Source organism: Rhodomicrobium sp., from assembly GCF_047605405.1.
In the GTDB taxonomy this organism is placed as follows: domain Bacteria; phylum Pseudomonadota; class Alphaproteobacteria; order Rhizobiales; family Rhodomicrobiaceae; genus Rhodomicrobium; species Rhodomicrobium lacus.
Window position 1 is genome coordinate 1 of record NZ_JASGFR010000034.1, and the last position, 15,750, is coordinate 15,750.

Annotated in this window: 15 protein-coding genes and 1 pseudogene; 7 read left to right on the forward strand and 9 right to left on the reverse strand. The window is 64.2% G+C overall.

Annotated elements, in window-relative coordinates:
• The 6 genes and pseudogenes from QM659_RS13085 to QM659_RS13110 form a co-directional block, all read left to right on the forward strand.
• Positions 1–882, forward strand: a pseudogene (locus tag QM659_RS13085) (alpha/beta hydrolase); the annotation flags it as partial.
• 54 nt (positions 883–936) lie between these two features.
• Positions 937–1,848 carry a cell envelope integrity EipB family protein gene (locus tag QM659_RS13090; protein ID WP_415188735.1) on the forward strand — a complete coding sequence of 304 codons (912 nt, stop codon included), beginning with the start codon at positions 937–939 and terminating at the stop codon, positions 1,846–1,848.
• A 197-nt stretch (positions 1,849–2,045) separates the two neighbouring features.
• Positions 2,046–2,228, forward strand: coding sequence for a Flp family type IVb pilin (locus QM659_RS13095; protein WP_303482753.1), 183 nt, complete (start codon positions 2,046–2,048; stop codon positions 2,226–2,228).
• 21 nt (positions 2,229–2,249) lie between these two features.
• The gene (locus QM659_RS13100; RefSeq protein ID WP_415188736.1) at positions 2,250–2,735 is read left to right on the forward strand and encodes an A24 family peptidase; all 486 of its coding nucleotides are present in this window, start codon (positions 2,250–2,252) and stop codon (positions 2,733–2,735) included.
• 116 nt (positions 2,736–2,851) lie between these two features.
• Positions 2,852–4,276, forward strand: coding sequence for a leucyl aminopeptidase family protein (locus QM659_RS13105; protein WP_415188737.1), 1,425 nt, complete (start codon positions 2,852–2,854; stop codon positions 4,274–4,276).
• Positions 4,273–5,559, forward strand: coding sequence for an NlpC/P60 family protein (locus tag QM659_RS13110; protein WP_415188738.1), 1,287 nt, complete (start codon positions 4,273–4,275; stop codon positions 5,557–5,559). Before QM659_RS13105 ends, QM659_RS13110 begins: the two co-directional genes overlap by 4 nt.
• Positions 5,560–5,749: 190 nt before the next feature.
• On the opposite strand, the gene QM659_RS13115 is transcribed toward QM659_RS13110, so the two are convergent.
• From QM659_RS13115 to QM659_RS13130, 4 genes are all read right to left on the reverse strand, one after another.
• Positions 5,750–6,523: a transporter substrate-binding domain-containing protein gene (locus QM659_RS13115; RefSeq protein WP_415188739.1), complete on the reverse strand. Its 774-nt coding sequence runs from the start codon at positions 6,521–6,523 to the stop codon at positions 5,750–5,752.
• A gap of 15 nt (positions 6,524–6,538) precedes the next feature.
• Positions 6,539–7,339, reverse strand: coding sequence for an ATP-binding cassette domain-containing protein (locus QM659_RS13120; protein ID WP_303482740.1), 801 nt, complete (start codon positions 7,337–7,339; stop codon positions 6,539–6,541).
• 11 nt (positions 7,340–7,350) lie between these two features.
• Entirely contained in the window at positions 7,351–8,676 is a 1,326-nt protein-coding gene (locus QM659_RS13125) for an AAA-associated domain-containing protein (RefSeq protein WP_415188740.1), read from the reverse strand.
• Positions 8,677–8,759: 83 nt separating this feature from the next.
• Positions 8,760–10,511: an ABC transporter permease gene (locus QM659_RS13130; protein WP_415188741.1), complete on the reverse strand. Its 1,752-nt coding sequence runs from the start codon at positions 10,509–10,511 to the stop codon at positions 8,760–8,762.
• Between the two features lie 303 nt (positions 10,512–10,814).
• Between QM659_RS13130 and QM659_RS13135 the strand changes: the two genes are divergently transcribed.
• Positions 10,815–11,276: a hypothetical protein gene (locus tag QM659_RS13135; RefSeq protein WP_415188742.1), complete on the forward strand. Its 462-nt coding sequence runs from the start codon at positions 10,815–10,817 to the stop codon at positions 11,274–11,276.
• Between the two features lie 178 nt (positions 11,277–11,454).
• Here the strand turns inward: QM659_RS13135 and QM659_RS13140 are convergent, their stop codons facing one another.
• From QM659_RS13140 to QM659_RS13160, 5 genes are all read right to left on the reverse strand, one after another.
• Positions 11,455–11,871: a Rap1a/Tai family immunity protein gene (locus QM659_RS13140; protein WP_303482731.1), complete on the reverse strand. Its 417-nt coding sequence runs from the start codon at positions 11,869–11,871 to the stop codon at positions 11,455–11,457.
• Positions 11,872–12,093: 222 nt separating this feature from the next.
• Positions 12,094–13,566 carry a protein kinase domain-containing protein gene (locus tag QM659_RS13145; protein WP_415188743.1) on the reverse strand — a complete coding sequence of 491 codons (1,473 nt, stop codon included), beginning with the start codon at positions 13,564–13,566 and terminating at the stop codon, positions 12,094–12,096.
• A 6-nt stretch (positions 13,567–13,572) separates the two neighbouring features.
• Entirely contained in the window at positions 13,573–14,313 is a 741-nt protein-coding gene (locus QM659_RS13150; RefSeq protein ID WP_127076923.1) for a metallophosphoesterase family protein, read from the reverse strand.
• 187 nt (positions 14,314–14,500) lie between these two features.
• Complete coding sequence (locus QM659_RS13155) at positions 14,501–15,130, reverse strand: hypothetical protein (protein ID WP_415188744.1); 630 nt, start codon at positions 15,128–15,130, stop codon at positions 14,501–14,503.
• A gap of 16 nt (positions 15,131–15,146) precedes the next feature.
• A complete protein-coding gene (locus tag QM659_RS13160; RefSeq protein WP_415188745.1) occupies positions 15,147–15,725 on the reverse strand; it encodes a DUF1214 domain-containing protein in 579 nt (192 codons plus the stop codon).
• Between the last annotated feature and the right edge of the window lie 25 nt (positions 15,726–15,750).

Genomic DNA, 15,750 nt, shown 5'->3' on the forward strand with positions numbered 1-15,750 from the left:
TTCGCGGACGGCACCGCGCGCCGCTTCACGCTGTCGCCCGGCGCCGAGCATATCGGCGTGCTTTACAGCGCGGCGAGCATGGAAGCGGCGCTCGACTGGCTTAACCGCGCATTCGGGCTAAGCGGAAACGCACCGGTCGAGGATCGCGGCACGGCCATAGCGCTGCTGTTCTTCGGCGTGACGCTGCTTGCGTGGCCGCTTGCCTCGCTTCTGCCGCGCGTGTCGGCGCATCCGCTCGGCGCGGGGCTCCCGTGGCGGCGCTTCTGGCCGGTCGCCGTCGCGCCAGCGCTGCTGACGCCGCTCATCCTCTGGAAAATGCCGACGGGATTTCTGCCGGTCGTGCTCGGCGACTACATCGCGATGCACTTCGCATGCTACGGGCTCATCACGCTCGCGGCGCTCTGGATTGCGACGCGCGGCAAGGGCATGGCGAGGCCGCCGGTCAACGTGGCGTTCGTGGTCGCGGCGATGCTCGTCGCAGCCTACAGCATCCTCGCCTTCGGGCTGCCGCTCGACCGCTACGTGCTCTCGTTCTTCCCGATCCCGGAACGCCTGCCGCTTCTGTTCGCGGTGCTTGGCGGGACGATCCTGTTCTTTCTCGCGGACGAATGGCTGACGCGCGGGAACGGCGCGGCGACCGGCGGCTACCCGGCTACAAAAGCACTGTTTCTCGCTTCGCTCGCGCTCGCCGTCGCGCTCAATTTCGGGAAGCTGTTCTTCCTGATCCTCATCATCCCGATCATTTTCGTGTTCTTCGTCATCTACGGGCTGTTCAGCGGATGGGTGAACCGGCGCACGAACGATCCGCTCGTCGCGGGGCTCGCCAATGCGCTCGCCTTCGCCTGGGCGATTGCCGTCACGTTTCCGCTTGTAAGCCCGTAACCGATGGGCAAGGACGCTGCCCTATAACGGCTGTTATTGTCCTCGATATCCCTTATGACTGCACTTGAGAAAACATCGCCCGATGGTTCGTTCATGACGTCTTTCACGGTGCCCGCAGCGGCATGGTTCGGAATATCCGCCTGTGTCGCGGTGTCCTGCGGCCCCACTCAGGCACAGGAGAAGCCGGCCGATGCCATCGAACTCGCTCCTCACCGGGCCGTGTACGAACTCGTTCTCGAAAGAACCGGCGCAGGCTCCAACATCAGCGACATTCGCGGCGAACTGGTCTACGACTTCACCGGCTCGGCGTGCCAGGGCTACACGCTCAACACGCGGCTGGTGACGGAAATATACGACCGCGAAGGCAAACAGAGCACCACCGATACGCGATCCGAGAGCGTCGAGGACGGGGAAGGCCGTCGTTTCCGCTTCAACACATCGCAGTACATGAACAAGAGCACGAAGCCCGCCGACGCAACGTCCGGGCTCGCAGTCCGCTCGCCACAGGGCGCTCGCGATGCCGTGACGGTGACGCTCTACAAGCCGAAGAAGGGCTCGTTCACGCTGCCTGGAAACGTCTATTTTCCGACGCAGCATTCCATCGCCATCCTGAAAGCGGCAAAGGCCGGAGAAACGCGCCTTCAGGCCGACTTTTTCGACGGTTCCGACAAGGGCACGAAAATTTACGAGACCACGACCGTGATCGGCGCGCCGCTGCAACTGGCCGCCAATTCTCAATTGCCCGCGGTCAAGAACGCGGAAAATCTGGACAGCATTCAGTCTTGGCCCGTTGTCGTCAGTTATTATGAGCCGAACGCCAAGAAAGACGGTCTGCCGACCTACGAGGTCTCTTTCCGCATCTATGCGAACGGTGTCAGCCGGAAATTGACGCTCGACTACGGAGCGTTCGCGCTCAGCGGCGAGTTGTCCGCGATCGAATTCCTGCCGTCCACGCCCTGCCGCTGATCTGAAAGCGCCCGTTTCGCTCGCGCGTTGCCGGCTTCGCCGCGTCCCAAATACGCCCGTTAAACCTTGCGATAACCATTCAGAGCGTTACCCGCGAGGCGAAAAATCGAATTAAATGCGTGTTAAATCTTGTACCCCTAACGTGCGTGGAGACGCCGCTTCCATGGAGGCGATGTCCGTATCGTCGGAGGTGTGTAATGCGTGCGAAGCTTGAAGAATTCTGGATGGACGAACAGGGCGCGGCCGCCATCGAACTTGGCCTGATCGCCGCCGGTTTTTGCGTGGCGCTGATCACGCTCGCGGGCCAGATGAACGACGAGGGGAAGATCATGTTCGAGCGGGTGCGCGAAATGCTGCGCTCGTTCAACACGATGCAATAACCCCCGTTCAGGTGAGTGCCGATGGAATCGTCCCTGACGTCGACGGTCGCGGCGGCCCTTCCCGTGATGCTTGTGTGGGCCGCCGCCGTCGATCTCCTGACGCGCGTGATACCGAACAGGCTGGTGCTGTTGCTGGCCGGATGCTTCGCCGTTTTCGCGCTGCTCGCCGGTCTCGATGCCGCGCGGGTCGTCTCGCACGCAGGATGCGCGCTTCTGGTTCTCGTTTGCGCCTATGGACTTTTCGCGGCCTCCCTTCTCGGCGGGGGCGACGCGAAGCTTCTTGCCGTGGCATCCCTCTGGATCGGCCCGGATCAGCTGCTCCCGTTTCTCGCCGGAACGGCGCTCGCTGGTGGGGCACTGGCGCTGGTTTACATCGCGGCCGATTTCGCGAGCGACGTTCTTCGCTCCGACGCTCACGCACGCGACCGTGCAACGGCGATCCCCTACGGCGCGGCCATCGCGGCTGGCGGCCTTGCCGTGATGCCGGAGTGGCTCGCCTCAATTTAGCGGCTTTTTTGCACCGAAATTATCCTTCTCCGCCGTATTCGCGTCCGGATCGCGCTCAAGCATTCTGCACGTTATAGGGGTGCATTTCTGCCGCCGATCCCCTATAGGTTCAAGGCATGACGATTTCCTACGAAACCATTCACGACGACATTTCCGAGCTTCTTGCGCCCCATGGCAAGGGCGCCATCAGAATCCGGGCTTTTCCCGGCGCCGAGCTTCGAGACGATTTCGCCCGCTTCGTCACGCCCCCACAGGCCGCGTGGCTCGAAGCCATCGGATGGAAGGCGAAACCCGGCACGCATGCGCTTCTGCCGGGCGAAAACGGAATTGCCGAGGTTCTCTTCGCGCTTGGTGACGAGAAGCCCTCCCCCGCATCCGCGCTCGCGCTCGGCGCGCTGCCCGCCGCCTTGCCCGAGGGCACCTACGAACTTTCCGACTTTCCCGGCGCGCCCGAGGACGCCGTTCTTGCGTGGCTTCTCGGTGCGTACGAGTTCCGACGCTACTTCACCCGCGACCCGAAGCCCATCCGCGCACTCGTGCTGCCCGAGGGCGTCGACCGCGCGGCTGTGATCGCTCGCGCGCAGGCCGTGTGGTTCGCGCGCGAACTCATCAATATTCCCGCCAACGATCTCGGTCCGTCCGACCTCGCCGAGGCTTTTGCGGGCATGGCGCGCACCTTCAAGGCCGATGTGAAGATCCTTCGCGGCGCTGCGTTCCTCGAAAAGAACTTCCCGCTTCTGCAATCGGTGGGACGCGCCTCCACGCGCGAGCCCTGCCTTGCCGAACTTCATTGGGGCAACACGAAACATCCCAAGGTGACGCTGGTCGGCAAGGGCATCTGCTTCGATACCGGCGGTCTCGACATCAAGCCGTCGTCCGCGATGGCGCTGATGAAAAAGGACATGGGCGGCGCGGCGAGCGTGATCGCGCTGGGCGCGATGATCATGGCCGCCAGGCTGCCGGTGCGGCTTCGGATCCTCGTGCCAACCGCCGACAACAACATCTCCGGCAACGCGTTCCGGCCGGGCGACATCATCAGGAGCCGCGCGGGGCTTACAGTCGAGATTGGCAACACGGACGCGGAAGGCCGCCTCGTTCTGGCCGACGCGCTGTCCTACGCCGACGAGGACGGCCCTGATCTGATCGTCGACATGGCCACGCTGACCGGCGCGGCTCGCGTGGCGCTCGGCCCCGATCTGCCGCCGTTCTATACGGACGACAGCGCTCTCGCGCACACCATCTACAAGGCGGGCGCACATGTGGGCGATCCGTTGTGGCGGCTGCCGTTCTGGATGCCGTACGACCGCGACCTCAAGAGCAAGGTCGCCGATGTGAACCACATTTCAAACAGCCCGTTTGCCGGATCGATCACGGCGGCGCTGTTCCTGAAGCGCTTCGTGAAGAACGCGAAACGTTATGTGCATCTCGACATTTTCGGCTGGACGCCGCGCGCGCTGCCCGGCAAGCCTATGGGTGGAGAGCCGCAAGGCGCACGTGCCATGTTCGAGGTGATCCGCAACGAATATGGGAGAGGCGCATGACACAGCTCGATCCTCGCCTTAACGCCTACCGGGAAGACCTCGCCGCCGCTTCGCTGCAAGACCGCGTGCGCGCGCAACGCTATGTTCAGGGCGAAGTGCGCCAGGTCGCCGCGCCGTCCGCGCCTGTCCGCGTCGCGCCCAAATTCGATGCCGAACAGGCTACCGAGGCGTTGTCCGGCGAACTCGTCACGCTCTATGAGGTTCGTGACGGCTTCGGCTGGGTGCAGCTTCAGGAAGACGGCTATGTCGGCTACATGCCGCTCGACGCGCTGTCCTCGCTCGTTGAGGACAACACGCACCGCGTAAGCGCGCGCCTCACCTATCTCTATCCCGTGCCGGACATGAAGCGACCGCCCATCACGAAGCTCAGCTTTTCGGCGACGGTGCTGCCCATCAGCCGCGCGGATGGCCGCTTCCTTGAACTCTCGCGCGGCGGCTTCATATTCGCCGATCATCTGGTTGGCATCCGTGAGCGCGCGCGAGACTTCGTCCGGGTGGCTGAGCGCATGGTCGGCGTGCCCTATCTTTGGGGCGGCAAGACATCGCTCGGGATCGACTGTTCTGGCCTCGTGCAGGTTTCGTTGCAGGCGGCGGGCGTGCCCTCGCTTCGCGACACCGACATGCAGATGGCGAATGCAGGCGAGGCGCTGGACCCTGCCAATCTCGACGCCATCCAGCGCGGCGACCTGATCTTCTGGAAAGGCCACGTCGCCATCGCGCAGTCGCCGGACTGGATGATCCACGCGAGCGGCCATCACATGGAAGTCGTCGTGGAGCAGATAAGGCGCGCCGTGGAACGCTACGCCGAAGCGGGCAGCCCGGTTCTTGCGATCATCCGTCCGAACCTTGAGCCAAAGGCGATGCCGGAGCCGCAGGATGCGGCCTCCGAACACGTCGGGCCACAGCCTCCGGCGCGGGCACAATCCGCGCCTGCTGCGCAACAGCGTGAAGCGCCGCAAAATATCCCGGCTGCGGCGCCGACCGCTGCCCCGGCGGGTGCCGCCCCGGCCTGGCCATCGCCAGCACAAGGGCAACGACCCGCCACGGCGCCTTCACCGGCCAGAAGCGAGAGGCAACGCGCGGCGCTGACGCAGGCGGTTGCCCCACAGGCAGCGCCGCAGAACGCGGAAGCGCACGCCGCCCCGGCTCAGTCCCAGCTCGAAGCAGCCGCCAAGCGCGCGGCGCAAGAACTTGCCCGTCGTTCCACGGCTGAAAATGGCGCGCAGCAGCAGGGGGCAGCCCAGCGCGGACCAGCGCCCGAAGCTCAGAAGGACGGTGCGTAGAGCGTTATCGCTTCTCCCCGGAAACGAGAAATCGCTCAGCAGCGTCATACTGTAAATAGGAGGTCGCAGACCATCGGCCTGCCTCAAATCGGACCCGATCGACGCAGGCCAATGCAGCGCTTTCCATCGACGCAAATCCACGGACGCAAAACCGGTTTCCGGTCGCGCTTGCAGGCCAACTCGCCGATGGTCAGAACACCGGGAACGGGAAATATTTCGCGTTGATCTTCGCGTAGGTGCCGTCTTTCACGATGCCGTCGAGGGCGTCGTCGAATCGCTTCAACAGCGCGTCGTCGCCCTTCCGCAGCGCGATCCCCATGCCGGAGCCGAAATAAGCCTCGTCTGCCAGTTCCGTCGGCGCTATTTCGCAGCACTGACCTTCTGGCGACTTCAGCCAGTCGTAAACGGCCAGCTTGTCGAACAGCACGTAATCCACACGCCCGGCTGAAAGGTCGCGATAGGCATCGGCCACGGTGTTGTAGAGCCGCACGATGGAGCGATGATATTTGTCTTCGAGGAAGGCGGAATGGTTCGTTGCCGTCTGCACGCCGACGGGCTTGCCGATCAGCGCTTTCGGCGACACGTCCTTCGCGTCGAAGCCCTTGCGCACGACAAAAACACTCGGCGAGCGGTAATAGGGCTTGGTGAAAGCAACCACATTCTTGCGGTCTTCGGTGATGTTGAGCGATGCGACGATCGCGTCGTATTTTTTCGCGAGCAGCGCCGGAACGATGCCGTCCCAATCCTGGGCGGAAATCTCGCAGTCGGCCTGCATCTTGGCGCACAGCGCTCGCGCGATATCCACGTCGAACCCCGCCACTTCTCCACTCGCATCGATGCTGCTGAAGGGCGGGTTCGTACCTTCGGTCGCGATGCGGATTTTCGTTTGAGCCGAGACGGAAAGCGGAACAAGGCAGGCGAGACAGGCAAGCGCAAGAAAGCGCAGGAAGCGAGCTTTGACCATGGGTTCGCCGGACGGTTAGGGTTCTTTGTCTTCTAACGTAGGCAGCGGAGTTTCACGCGTAAAGCCGCCCGCCCGGAAAGCTTCGAGAAATTGAACGAGGCGCGGGCTTCGCGGCGCGGCAAACAGGTTTACAGACGGGCCTTCCTCCTCGATGCGGCCATCGGCGAGAAACAGCGTTCGAGACGACACGTCGCGGGCGAACGCCATTTCATGAGTCACGATGACGAGCGTGCGGCCCTCGTCCGCAAGCCGCCGGATCACGGCGAGCACCTCGCCCACGAGTTCGGGATCGAGTGCGGATGTCGGTTCGTCGAACAGGATCACATCGGGATGGACGGCGAGCGCGCGGGCGATGGCGGCGCGCTGCTGCTGTCCGCCGGACAATTCCGCCGGATAGGCGTCGGCGCGATGCCCGAGGCCCACCTTCTTCAAGAGCGCGTGCGCTTCCTCCACGGCCTCGGCGCGCGGGCGGCCATGCACATGCACAGGCGCTTCGATCACGTTGCCGAGCACGGTCATGTGATGCCAGAGGTTGAAGCCCTGGAAGACCATCGCGACGCGGCGACGGAGCCGCTCCACCTGCCGCGCGTCGGGCTTCCTGCCCGGCTCGATGCGCACATGCTCGCCGCCCGCGACGATTTCCCCCGCGTCCGGCGTCTCCAGCAAATTGAGGCAGCGAAGAAACGTGCTCTTGCCGGAGCCCGACGAGCCGATGATCGAAATCACCTCGCCCTTTTCGGCGGCGAGCGAAACACCCTTCAGCACCTGAACGGCGCCGAACTTCTTTTCGATGCCTCGCGCTTCGAGTGCGATCATGCGAGCCGCCCTTAAGCCGAATTGTCCAGACTGATCATCCCCGTCTCACCGTCATAGGCAAGCACTTCCGCGTAACGCGCCCAGTTGATGACGGTGTGAAGCGTGCGTTCGGCATCGTCCTCCGGCATGTTGTCTTCAAGTTCGTCCTGAAAGCGGATGATCGAGGCGCGGCGGCTCGATCGCTCTTCGAGGATGCGACGGATATGGGCCACGAGCGGGACATAGGCCAGAAGATGCTGCGCGAACTGCGCCTTGCGTTCATCGACACCCGCATCGACGAAGCGGCGGCCCGCGTCGCTGATCTTGAGGTCGCCTTCAGCGAGTTCGGCGAAGCGCAGGAGTTGCAGCGTTTCGGCGGCGGGGAAAAGCTCGTCCACCTCCATTTGCGCGCGTTCGGCCAGCGGCGGCAGGTCGGCGCGGCCATCGAACGGCGGCTCGGCCAGCGTTTCGAGCAGGCCCGCCAGCGTGTTCGTGGATACGTCCGGCAGGCTCATGTTGATGCCGGTGCCGGGGAACACGCCCTCGCCACGCGCGGGCGCAGCCGTGGGCTTCGCGGTCATGCGCGCGTAGATGTCGTCGACCATGGCGCGGAAGGCCGGATCGACGCGGTTTCGCGGCTGCGGCAAGTTCACCTTGATTTCGGCGATGACGCGACCCGGGTTCGACGAGAACACAAGGATGCGGTCGCTCATCAGCACCGCTTCCTCGATGTTGTGCGTGACGAGCAGGATCGACTGGATCGGCATGCGCCCTTCCATCCAAAGGTCGAGCAGGTCGGTGCGAAGCGTTTCCGCCGTCAGCACGTCGAGCGCGGAGAATGGCTCGTCCATCAACAGCACCTTGGGATCGACGACAAGCGCGCGCGCAAGGCCGACGCGCTGGCGCATGCCGCCGGAAAGCTCTTTCGGATAGGCGTTCTCGAAGCCGTCGAGGCCGATCAGGTCGATCGCGGCCAGCGCGCGCTTCCTGCGCTCCTCCGCCCTGACGCCCTGTGCTTCGAGTCCGATTTCCACGTTTTCCTGCACGGTGAGCCATGGAAACAGCGCGAAGCTCTGGAAGACCATGGCAAGGCCATCGGCGGGGCCGTCCACGCGCTGGCTTTCGACCTCAACCTCGCCATCGCTCGGCTGAAGCAGCCCGGAGATGATGCGAAGCAATGTCGATTTGCCGGACCCGGAACGGCCGAGCAGTGCGACGATCTCGCCGTTGTAAAGCGAGAGGCTTACATCATCCAGCACGACGAGGTTGCTGCTTGTGCCGCGCTTGTAAAAGTGACGGACTTCTTTCACAGCGACGAGCGGCGTGCGGCCGTTGCTGCGCGGCGTGACGACTCCCATGACCCTCTCCTGTTTCTAGCCCGCGATCCCTGAGCCGACCGCTCCCGCGAAGATCGTCGTCGAAAATAGAATCGCAATCGATTTCAGATGCGTAGGCGGCGGTCGGCGTAAGCGTACAGACGCCGCCACAAGACGCGGTTGAGCGCGACGACGAACACCGACATCACGCCGACACCCAGCACGACGCGGTGAAAATCGCCGGCGGCAGTCGCGTCCGCGATATAGGCGCCAAGGCCCCGCGCCTCCACCCTGGTATCGCCCCAGCTCACGGCCTCGGCCACGATGCTCGCGTTCCACGAACCGCCCGATGCGGTGAGCGCGCCCGTGACGTAGTACGGGAGAATGGCCGGGAGCATCACCTTGCGCCACCAGAGCCAGCCTCTCAGGCGATACAGCTCCGATGCCTCGCCGAGATCGCGCGGAAAAACGCTCGCGCCTGCGACGACGTTGAACAGGATGTACCACTGCGTGCCGAGGATGATGAGCGGCGAAAGCCAGATGTTGGGATCGAGCTTCCAGGCGACGATACCCATCACCACGAAGGGGAACAACACATTCGCCGGGAAGGCCGCGAGAAATTGCGCCAGCGGTTGGATGCGCTCGGCGAGCTTCGGCCGCAAGCCGATATAGACACCGACCGGCACCCAGATGAGGCTTGCGATGGCAATCAGCACCATCACACGCACGAAGGTGATGCAGCCATCCGTCACCGCCTGAACGACGTCGGACCAGCCGAGCGTCGCGCGCACATAGCTGTAGATCGACCACGCCGCCCACACGACGACCGCAGCCAGCGCGATGTTGAACAGGATGTCGAGCGCCCGGCCCGCCGTCTTCCCGATCCGGGGCTCCGGAGCGTGGCGCGACAATGTGCTCACCCTGCCACCGAACAGGCTCGCGATCTTGCCCAGAAGGCCGTTCACGGCCTGAATCAGGCGCGTCCGGCGCAGCAGGTTCAGCACCCAGGATTCCGGCGGGTTCTGCGACGCGACGAGTTCGACGCGGAACTTGTCCGACCAGGCCACGATGGGACGGAAAAGAAGCTGATCGTACAACAGGATGACAACCGCCATCGCGCCGACAGCCCACGCCACCGCCCCGATGTCCTTGTGCTCGATGGCGAGCGCGATATAGGACCCGATGCCCGGCAGCGTGATGGTGGTGTCGCCGACCGAGATGGCTTCCGATGCCACGACGAAGAACCAGCCGCCCGACATGGACATCATCATGTTCCAGACGAGGCCGGGCGTCGCGAACGGAACTTCAAGCTTCCAGAAGCGCTGCCACGGCGTGAGGCGGAATTGCGCGGTCACTTCCTCCAGATCGCGCGGAACGGTCTTGAGCGACTGGTAGAACGAGAACGTCATGTTCCACGCCTGACTGGTGAAGATCGCGAAGATGGCTGCGAGTTCCGCGCCGAGCTGGCTGCCCGGAAACAGGTTCAGGAAGAAGATCACGGTGAAGGTGAGGAAGCCCAGCACCGGCACCGATTGCAGGATGTCGAGCGCGGGGATGATGACGCGCTCGGCCTTGCGGCTCTTGGCGGCAAGGGGAGCGACGATGAAGGTGAAAAGGAGCGAGAGGCCGAGCGCCGCGAACATGCGAAGCGTCGTCAGCAGCGCATATTGCGGCAGGTTCGCGGGATCGAGCGAGACGGGGTTGGCCTCAAGCCCCGTCAGCGGCTGCTGCATGGTCTTCGCACCGTGCGCCATCGCGACGAGCACGGCGCCAAGGGCGAGAAACACAACCACATCATAGCGGTTCGGCCACGCCTGGGCGACGGTTGCGGAAATATTGGCGATACGGCGGTTGCCGGCGAATTGGGGCATCGTCATCGCGCGCCTCGCTTCCGTGGTTGAGGCCGTCGGCTTCGAACTCGAAGCGACGCCGTTCTTGCCATGCTTCGTTCGCTCCGCCCGACCGGGAGCCTGGAGGTGAGATGCTCGCGCGGAAAATGTCGCACGCTCGCGCAAAAAGTGTGTGAAGCCGCAGCTTTCCTGAAAAGGCGATGAATGCACCGGGCTTTTCTGTCAACTCCGAAAACGCGCAATCCGCAAGGGGGCGTGCGGCGACACGCGGAAAAGCTGTCTTGTTACGGCCAGAATCTCATCGCCCTGTTGGCCGCCAAGGAGAACGCTATGCGTACCAACGAAAGCCTGGCGAGCCGGTTCGCCATCGTGATCGCGGCGGCGACGGTATTTGGCTTCACGGCGCAGGGAGCGTCTGCCTTGCAGCGCGCGGCGGCGACCTCGACGACCGCTTTCGCGAATGGCCCGGCAGAGAACTTCGCGGATACGGGCGAACCTCATCCCTTCCAATTCGACGGTTACATCATCCCGGTTCGCCATCAAAGGCTCACGTCGGACAACAACGATGCCGCCGAGGAAGGCAGAAGCTTCGCCGCGCGCCTGAAGCACAAGCAGGGGAGGAATCTCGCCCGCAAGAAGCGTCGCTTCCGTCAGCAGCAGGCGTGGCTTGAGAAGCAGCGACGCGTGATGAGGCAGAAAAGGGCAGCGGCGCGGGCGCATCAATATGCTGCGGCTCGGCGCCATGCGGGAAAGCGCAGCAAAAAGCCCCGCAGGCTCCGCCCGCTTAAATAGGCCGCGTCCTGAAAAGTGTGCAGGGTTTTCCGATAGGACGCGGGCGCGCCTTAGGCTTAGTCAAAAGCGGAGACGCCCTGGAGACGCGGCCCTGTGGTCATTCCTATCGGCGGCGCCCCGCAAGAATACCGACCGAGAGGCGCGTGTGGGGCAAGCCGTTTCAGCCGTTGGCACGCGTCTACTTTCCGTCGCAAGGAAAGCCGGAACGCAGCGCCGCCATCGCGACCGTGGTGAAAGGTTCAGTCTGACGATCCGGATGCAAGCGGGCGTAGCGGTCGAAAATCTGAATGAGATGCAGGAGCGATACGCCTTCCGGCACGCAGACGCGCAGAAGCGGATCGTGGTCCGTTTCCAGCCGCGTTATGAGGAGTTGCTGAACGGTAAGGAACGCGCCCCAGCAATTCCCCGTCGCGAAGGTGTCTTCGAGTTCGAGTTCATCTGGATTGACGCCCGGTTTCGCAAGCCGAAGGATCGGCTTGCAGTCCGCCAGCATGTCGGCGGCGGTGTAGCCGTCATCCGCCTGGACCGCGCCAGCCATCGCGAGCCAAAATATCGCCAGCACGGCGGCTGCCCACCGTCTTACAACCCGACTCATGATATCCCCCGCCGCCACAGCGCCAGTCAGGGGCCCCCTTCGCCCATGTTGGCGCGCTTGTCAATCCGAAGAGCGTGTTTGTCACCCATGCAATGGTCGAAGCGATTCGGATCGAGGAATACGGTCCGCCGCGTTCTTCGCTGAGGCCACTCTCACGCTCGCTCTATACGATCGGGTGCATTGCATCGGATCGCAAAAAAGGACTGCCCTTGCCAACGCGCCTCAATGCGCGGCCAAGCTCTCGCCGACGTCGCCGCCCGACGCGGCGGCATCCGCTGGCTCCGGCTCCGCCCCGACATCCTCGCGGCGCAGGCGAACGACGGTCACGGTGCAGCCCGCTTCGGACGCCACCTTTGCGGAAACGCTCCCGAGCAGCGAGCGCCGAAGCGAATTCCGCCGCGCGCCGAGAAGGATCTGATCCACCTTGTTCTGTTCGGCGTAATGGAGAATGGCGGAAGCGGGGTCGGTCGCTTCCAGCACGTGGAAGGTGATCTGCCCTTCCTTAAGCTTCAGCGGCTGCGCCCAGTCCTGCAACTGCACGAGACGGTTAACGTGCTTGTTGTGGCCCTCTTCGTCGAGCGTGGTGTCGCGGGTGGCGATGTAGCTCGTCTTCAGCACGTTCAGGCACGCGAGCCGCGCCGACGGAAGCTGCGCGAGCGCCCTCCCGGCAGCTTCGCGAACGGCCTCGTTCGTTTCCTTCGAGGCTTCCGACAGGTCGACCGCCACGGCGATGATGGGCGCGGCCGCCAGCCGCTTGTAAACCGGTTGCGGCGCGGCCTTGCGTTCCGGCGGGTTGAACCGCCGCTTTACGCGCGTCAGAAACGAATCCGTGGCGGTCCGCTCCGCGCGCGCGGTCAGCCGGATCTGGTCGTAATGCGAAAGCTCGAAAGCGAGTTGCGCGGCGGTCGGATAGCGCCATGCCGGCTCCACTTCGAGGCAGCGCAGCACGATTTCCTGCAACCACAGCGGATAATCCTTGCGCAGGGCGCGCGGCGGCTTCGGATCGCGCCACAGGCGCTTCTTCATGGTGCTGAGGCGCTCGCTCTCGCCGAAGGGGCGCACGCCCGTCGAGAAGAAATAGAGGAGCACGCCGAGCGCGAACTGGTCGCTGCGCGGGTCGGTCCGAACGCCGAGAAGCTGCTCCGGCGCCATATAGGGCGCGGTGCCGTATGGAAGGCGGAATTCCTCCTGCATCAGATCCGGCAATTGCTGGTGATGCGACAGGCCGAAATCGAGCAGCACCGCCTCGCCCGACTCGCGGAAGAGGATGTTGCTCGGCTTGATGTCGAGATGGATGACGTGCTGGCGATGCAGATCGTCGAGCGCGGTTGCGATCTTCCACCCGATGTCGGCGACTTCTTCATAGGGCAGCGGCAGTTCCGAGAGGCGGGGCAAGAGCGATTTGCCCGGCAGCCGCTCCATCACGATGAACGGGTGCAGCGAGAAATCCCCCGCTGCGATGAAGCGCGGCACATGCGGGCCGGACAGGCGCGGCATGATCATCTGCTCCATCTCGAAGGAGACGATCGCAGCCGGATCTTGTCCCTCGCCGAGCACCGGCACCTTCATCAGCATCGGCACGTCGATGCCGGGCTTCGTGACGCTCCACAGACGTGCCATGCCGCCCTTGTGGATCAGCTCTTCGAGCACGAAGCCATCGAGCACGTCTCCGCGTTGAAGCGTCGGCTTAGCCATGGCGCGTCACCGACCGATGAAGAGGCGTTCGGCGAAGAAATCGGGCAGGCGCGCGGCGCGGATCGCGGCGGCGGCGGCCTCGATGTCGTAGGGCACGCGGATGTAGACGATTTCCTTCTTTTCAGTATCGAACAGGCCGTAGCAGGCGCGCGGATTGCCGTCGCGCGGCTGGCCGACGCTGCCCAGCACGCAAAGCCATCGGCGAAGGCCGTGGAGCGGCACGGCCACTTCCGTCACCGGGCTGAACGCCGTCATCTTCGCCGCCGCCGTGGTGGAGAAGATGGCGGGCTTGTGCGTATGACCGCAGAACGTGATCGGCGCCTGGGTGGAGCGGAGGCTGCGCGCGGCTTCTTCGACGGTGAGGACGTAAATCCACTTCGACGGCTGGCTCGCATCGGCGTGGACGTAAAGGCGGCCCTCGTCGGATCGCTCCATCGGCAGTTCCGCGAGCCAGCGGCGTTCCACCTGACCGAGCTTGCCCCGCGTCCAGTCGATGGCGGCCTGCGCCTCCGGGTTCATCCGCGGTGAGGGTTCGGTGATCGCCGCATCGTGGTTGCCAAGAACGGCAATCGCGCCGCCCGCGACAAGTTCCATCGCCTTGTCGACGCACCAGACGGGATCGGCACCGTAGCCCACGAAATCGCCAAGCAACACATGGCGTTCAGCGCCGCGCGCCTTCGCATCATCGAGGCACGCCGCAAACGCCTGCCGGTTCGCGTGGATGTCGGCCAGAAGCGCGATAAGCATTGGCTCTCCCAAAGGGTTCGTTTCTGGATACCCTACAAAACTTTACGGGGGCCTGTCTGTTCGATTTTCGTTTGGGGGAAGCCTGTTTGCCGCGATTTCGTTCCGCTTCGCCGAGACAGGTGCACGATTGTCGAGACGGCGGCCAAGGGCGGCTTTTCCGAGACCCGATGAACCCTAGCGATGCCCCCTAGCGGTTCCCGCGTCGCTTGGGACGGGCCTGCGGCTGCTGAGCAGGCGGCTCCTCGGGCGGCGTTGCTACCGACGCGACCAGCGGCTCGACGGGCTGCAATTCGCAACGCGCTTGTTGCAGTTCGCGGATGGTCTGGGCTCGAAAGCTTTCGCCGCGAATCGGCGCCCGGATCGCGACGATCCCGGTCTCCGCCGGCGCGACGACGATGTTCTGATCGTCGCCTTCCGAAGTCTTTTCCGTGCTTGCCTCATCCGAAAGGCGATCCCGCCTGATCAGCAACAGGCGAACTTCCGGTCTTTTCGAATCGGCGCCCGCGACGAGATAGAAATTTTCGCCCGAGCGCGTCGAGACAGCCAGCGTCCAGGCCGGTTCGGACAGAGGCGCGCGGACGATCACATTGCGGTCGGCCAGATCGTAGAGGCAATAGGCCGTCACGACGTCCGGCGGCGAGAAAGGAAGCGTCGGGGCAGACTTGCCGTCCGGCACGACGATGGCGTTATGCGGCATCGTGGCCGCAAGTCTCGACCAGGCGTCCCCTTCGGCGAAGGAGGATATGCCGAACACCGCGAGAATATGGATGATGCCGCCGGCGACGATCCCGCCCAGCACCCAGGGCCAATTTCCCATCACCAGCCCCCCGCCATCAGGAGCACTCCACAAGCGAGATCGAGGGCAGAACGCGCCTGGCCGCGCTCAGCAGCGCATCGGGAGCGAGGGGGCGGAGGATGGTCAGGCGCAGCGCCACCCGCTCTCCCCGCTCCGAAGGAAGCCAGTTGCCGGGCTGGACGTCGGGCGAGAGGCGCACGGTGAATGCCCCGTCCGGGGCTGCGAGGATGTTCGCGCTCGAAAAGCTGGACCGGCCGGTCTTGTTCGGCATGGTTTCCCCATTCTTGCGGAACGCGGCGATATTCCACCAGAGCGCGGGGATCGCGTAGCCCTTCACTTCGTAGGTGCAATCGCCTGTGAGCCGCGATCCCGCGCTGTCTCGCGTGGCCGTGAAGCTCATCGCGCTCGCGGACGTGATCGGGAGCGAGCCTTCCCGCGCCGAATGCGCGATGGTGTAAGGGTCCGCCTCGGCGGTGCCTTCCCGAAGCCAGAACGTCCAGGGGCCGTGTTTCACGGTCGTGGCGAAGAAGCCGCCGCTGACGGCGCGCCACGTCGTGCCCAACCCGAGGATCAGGGCGATGCTCGCAAACAGCAAGAACCGGGTTAGGAAAGGCATGGGTGCTAAACCTGACGGGGCAGCT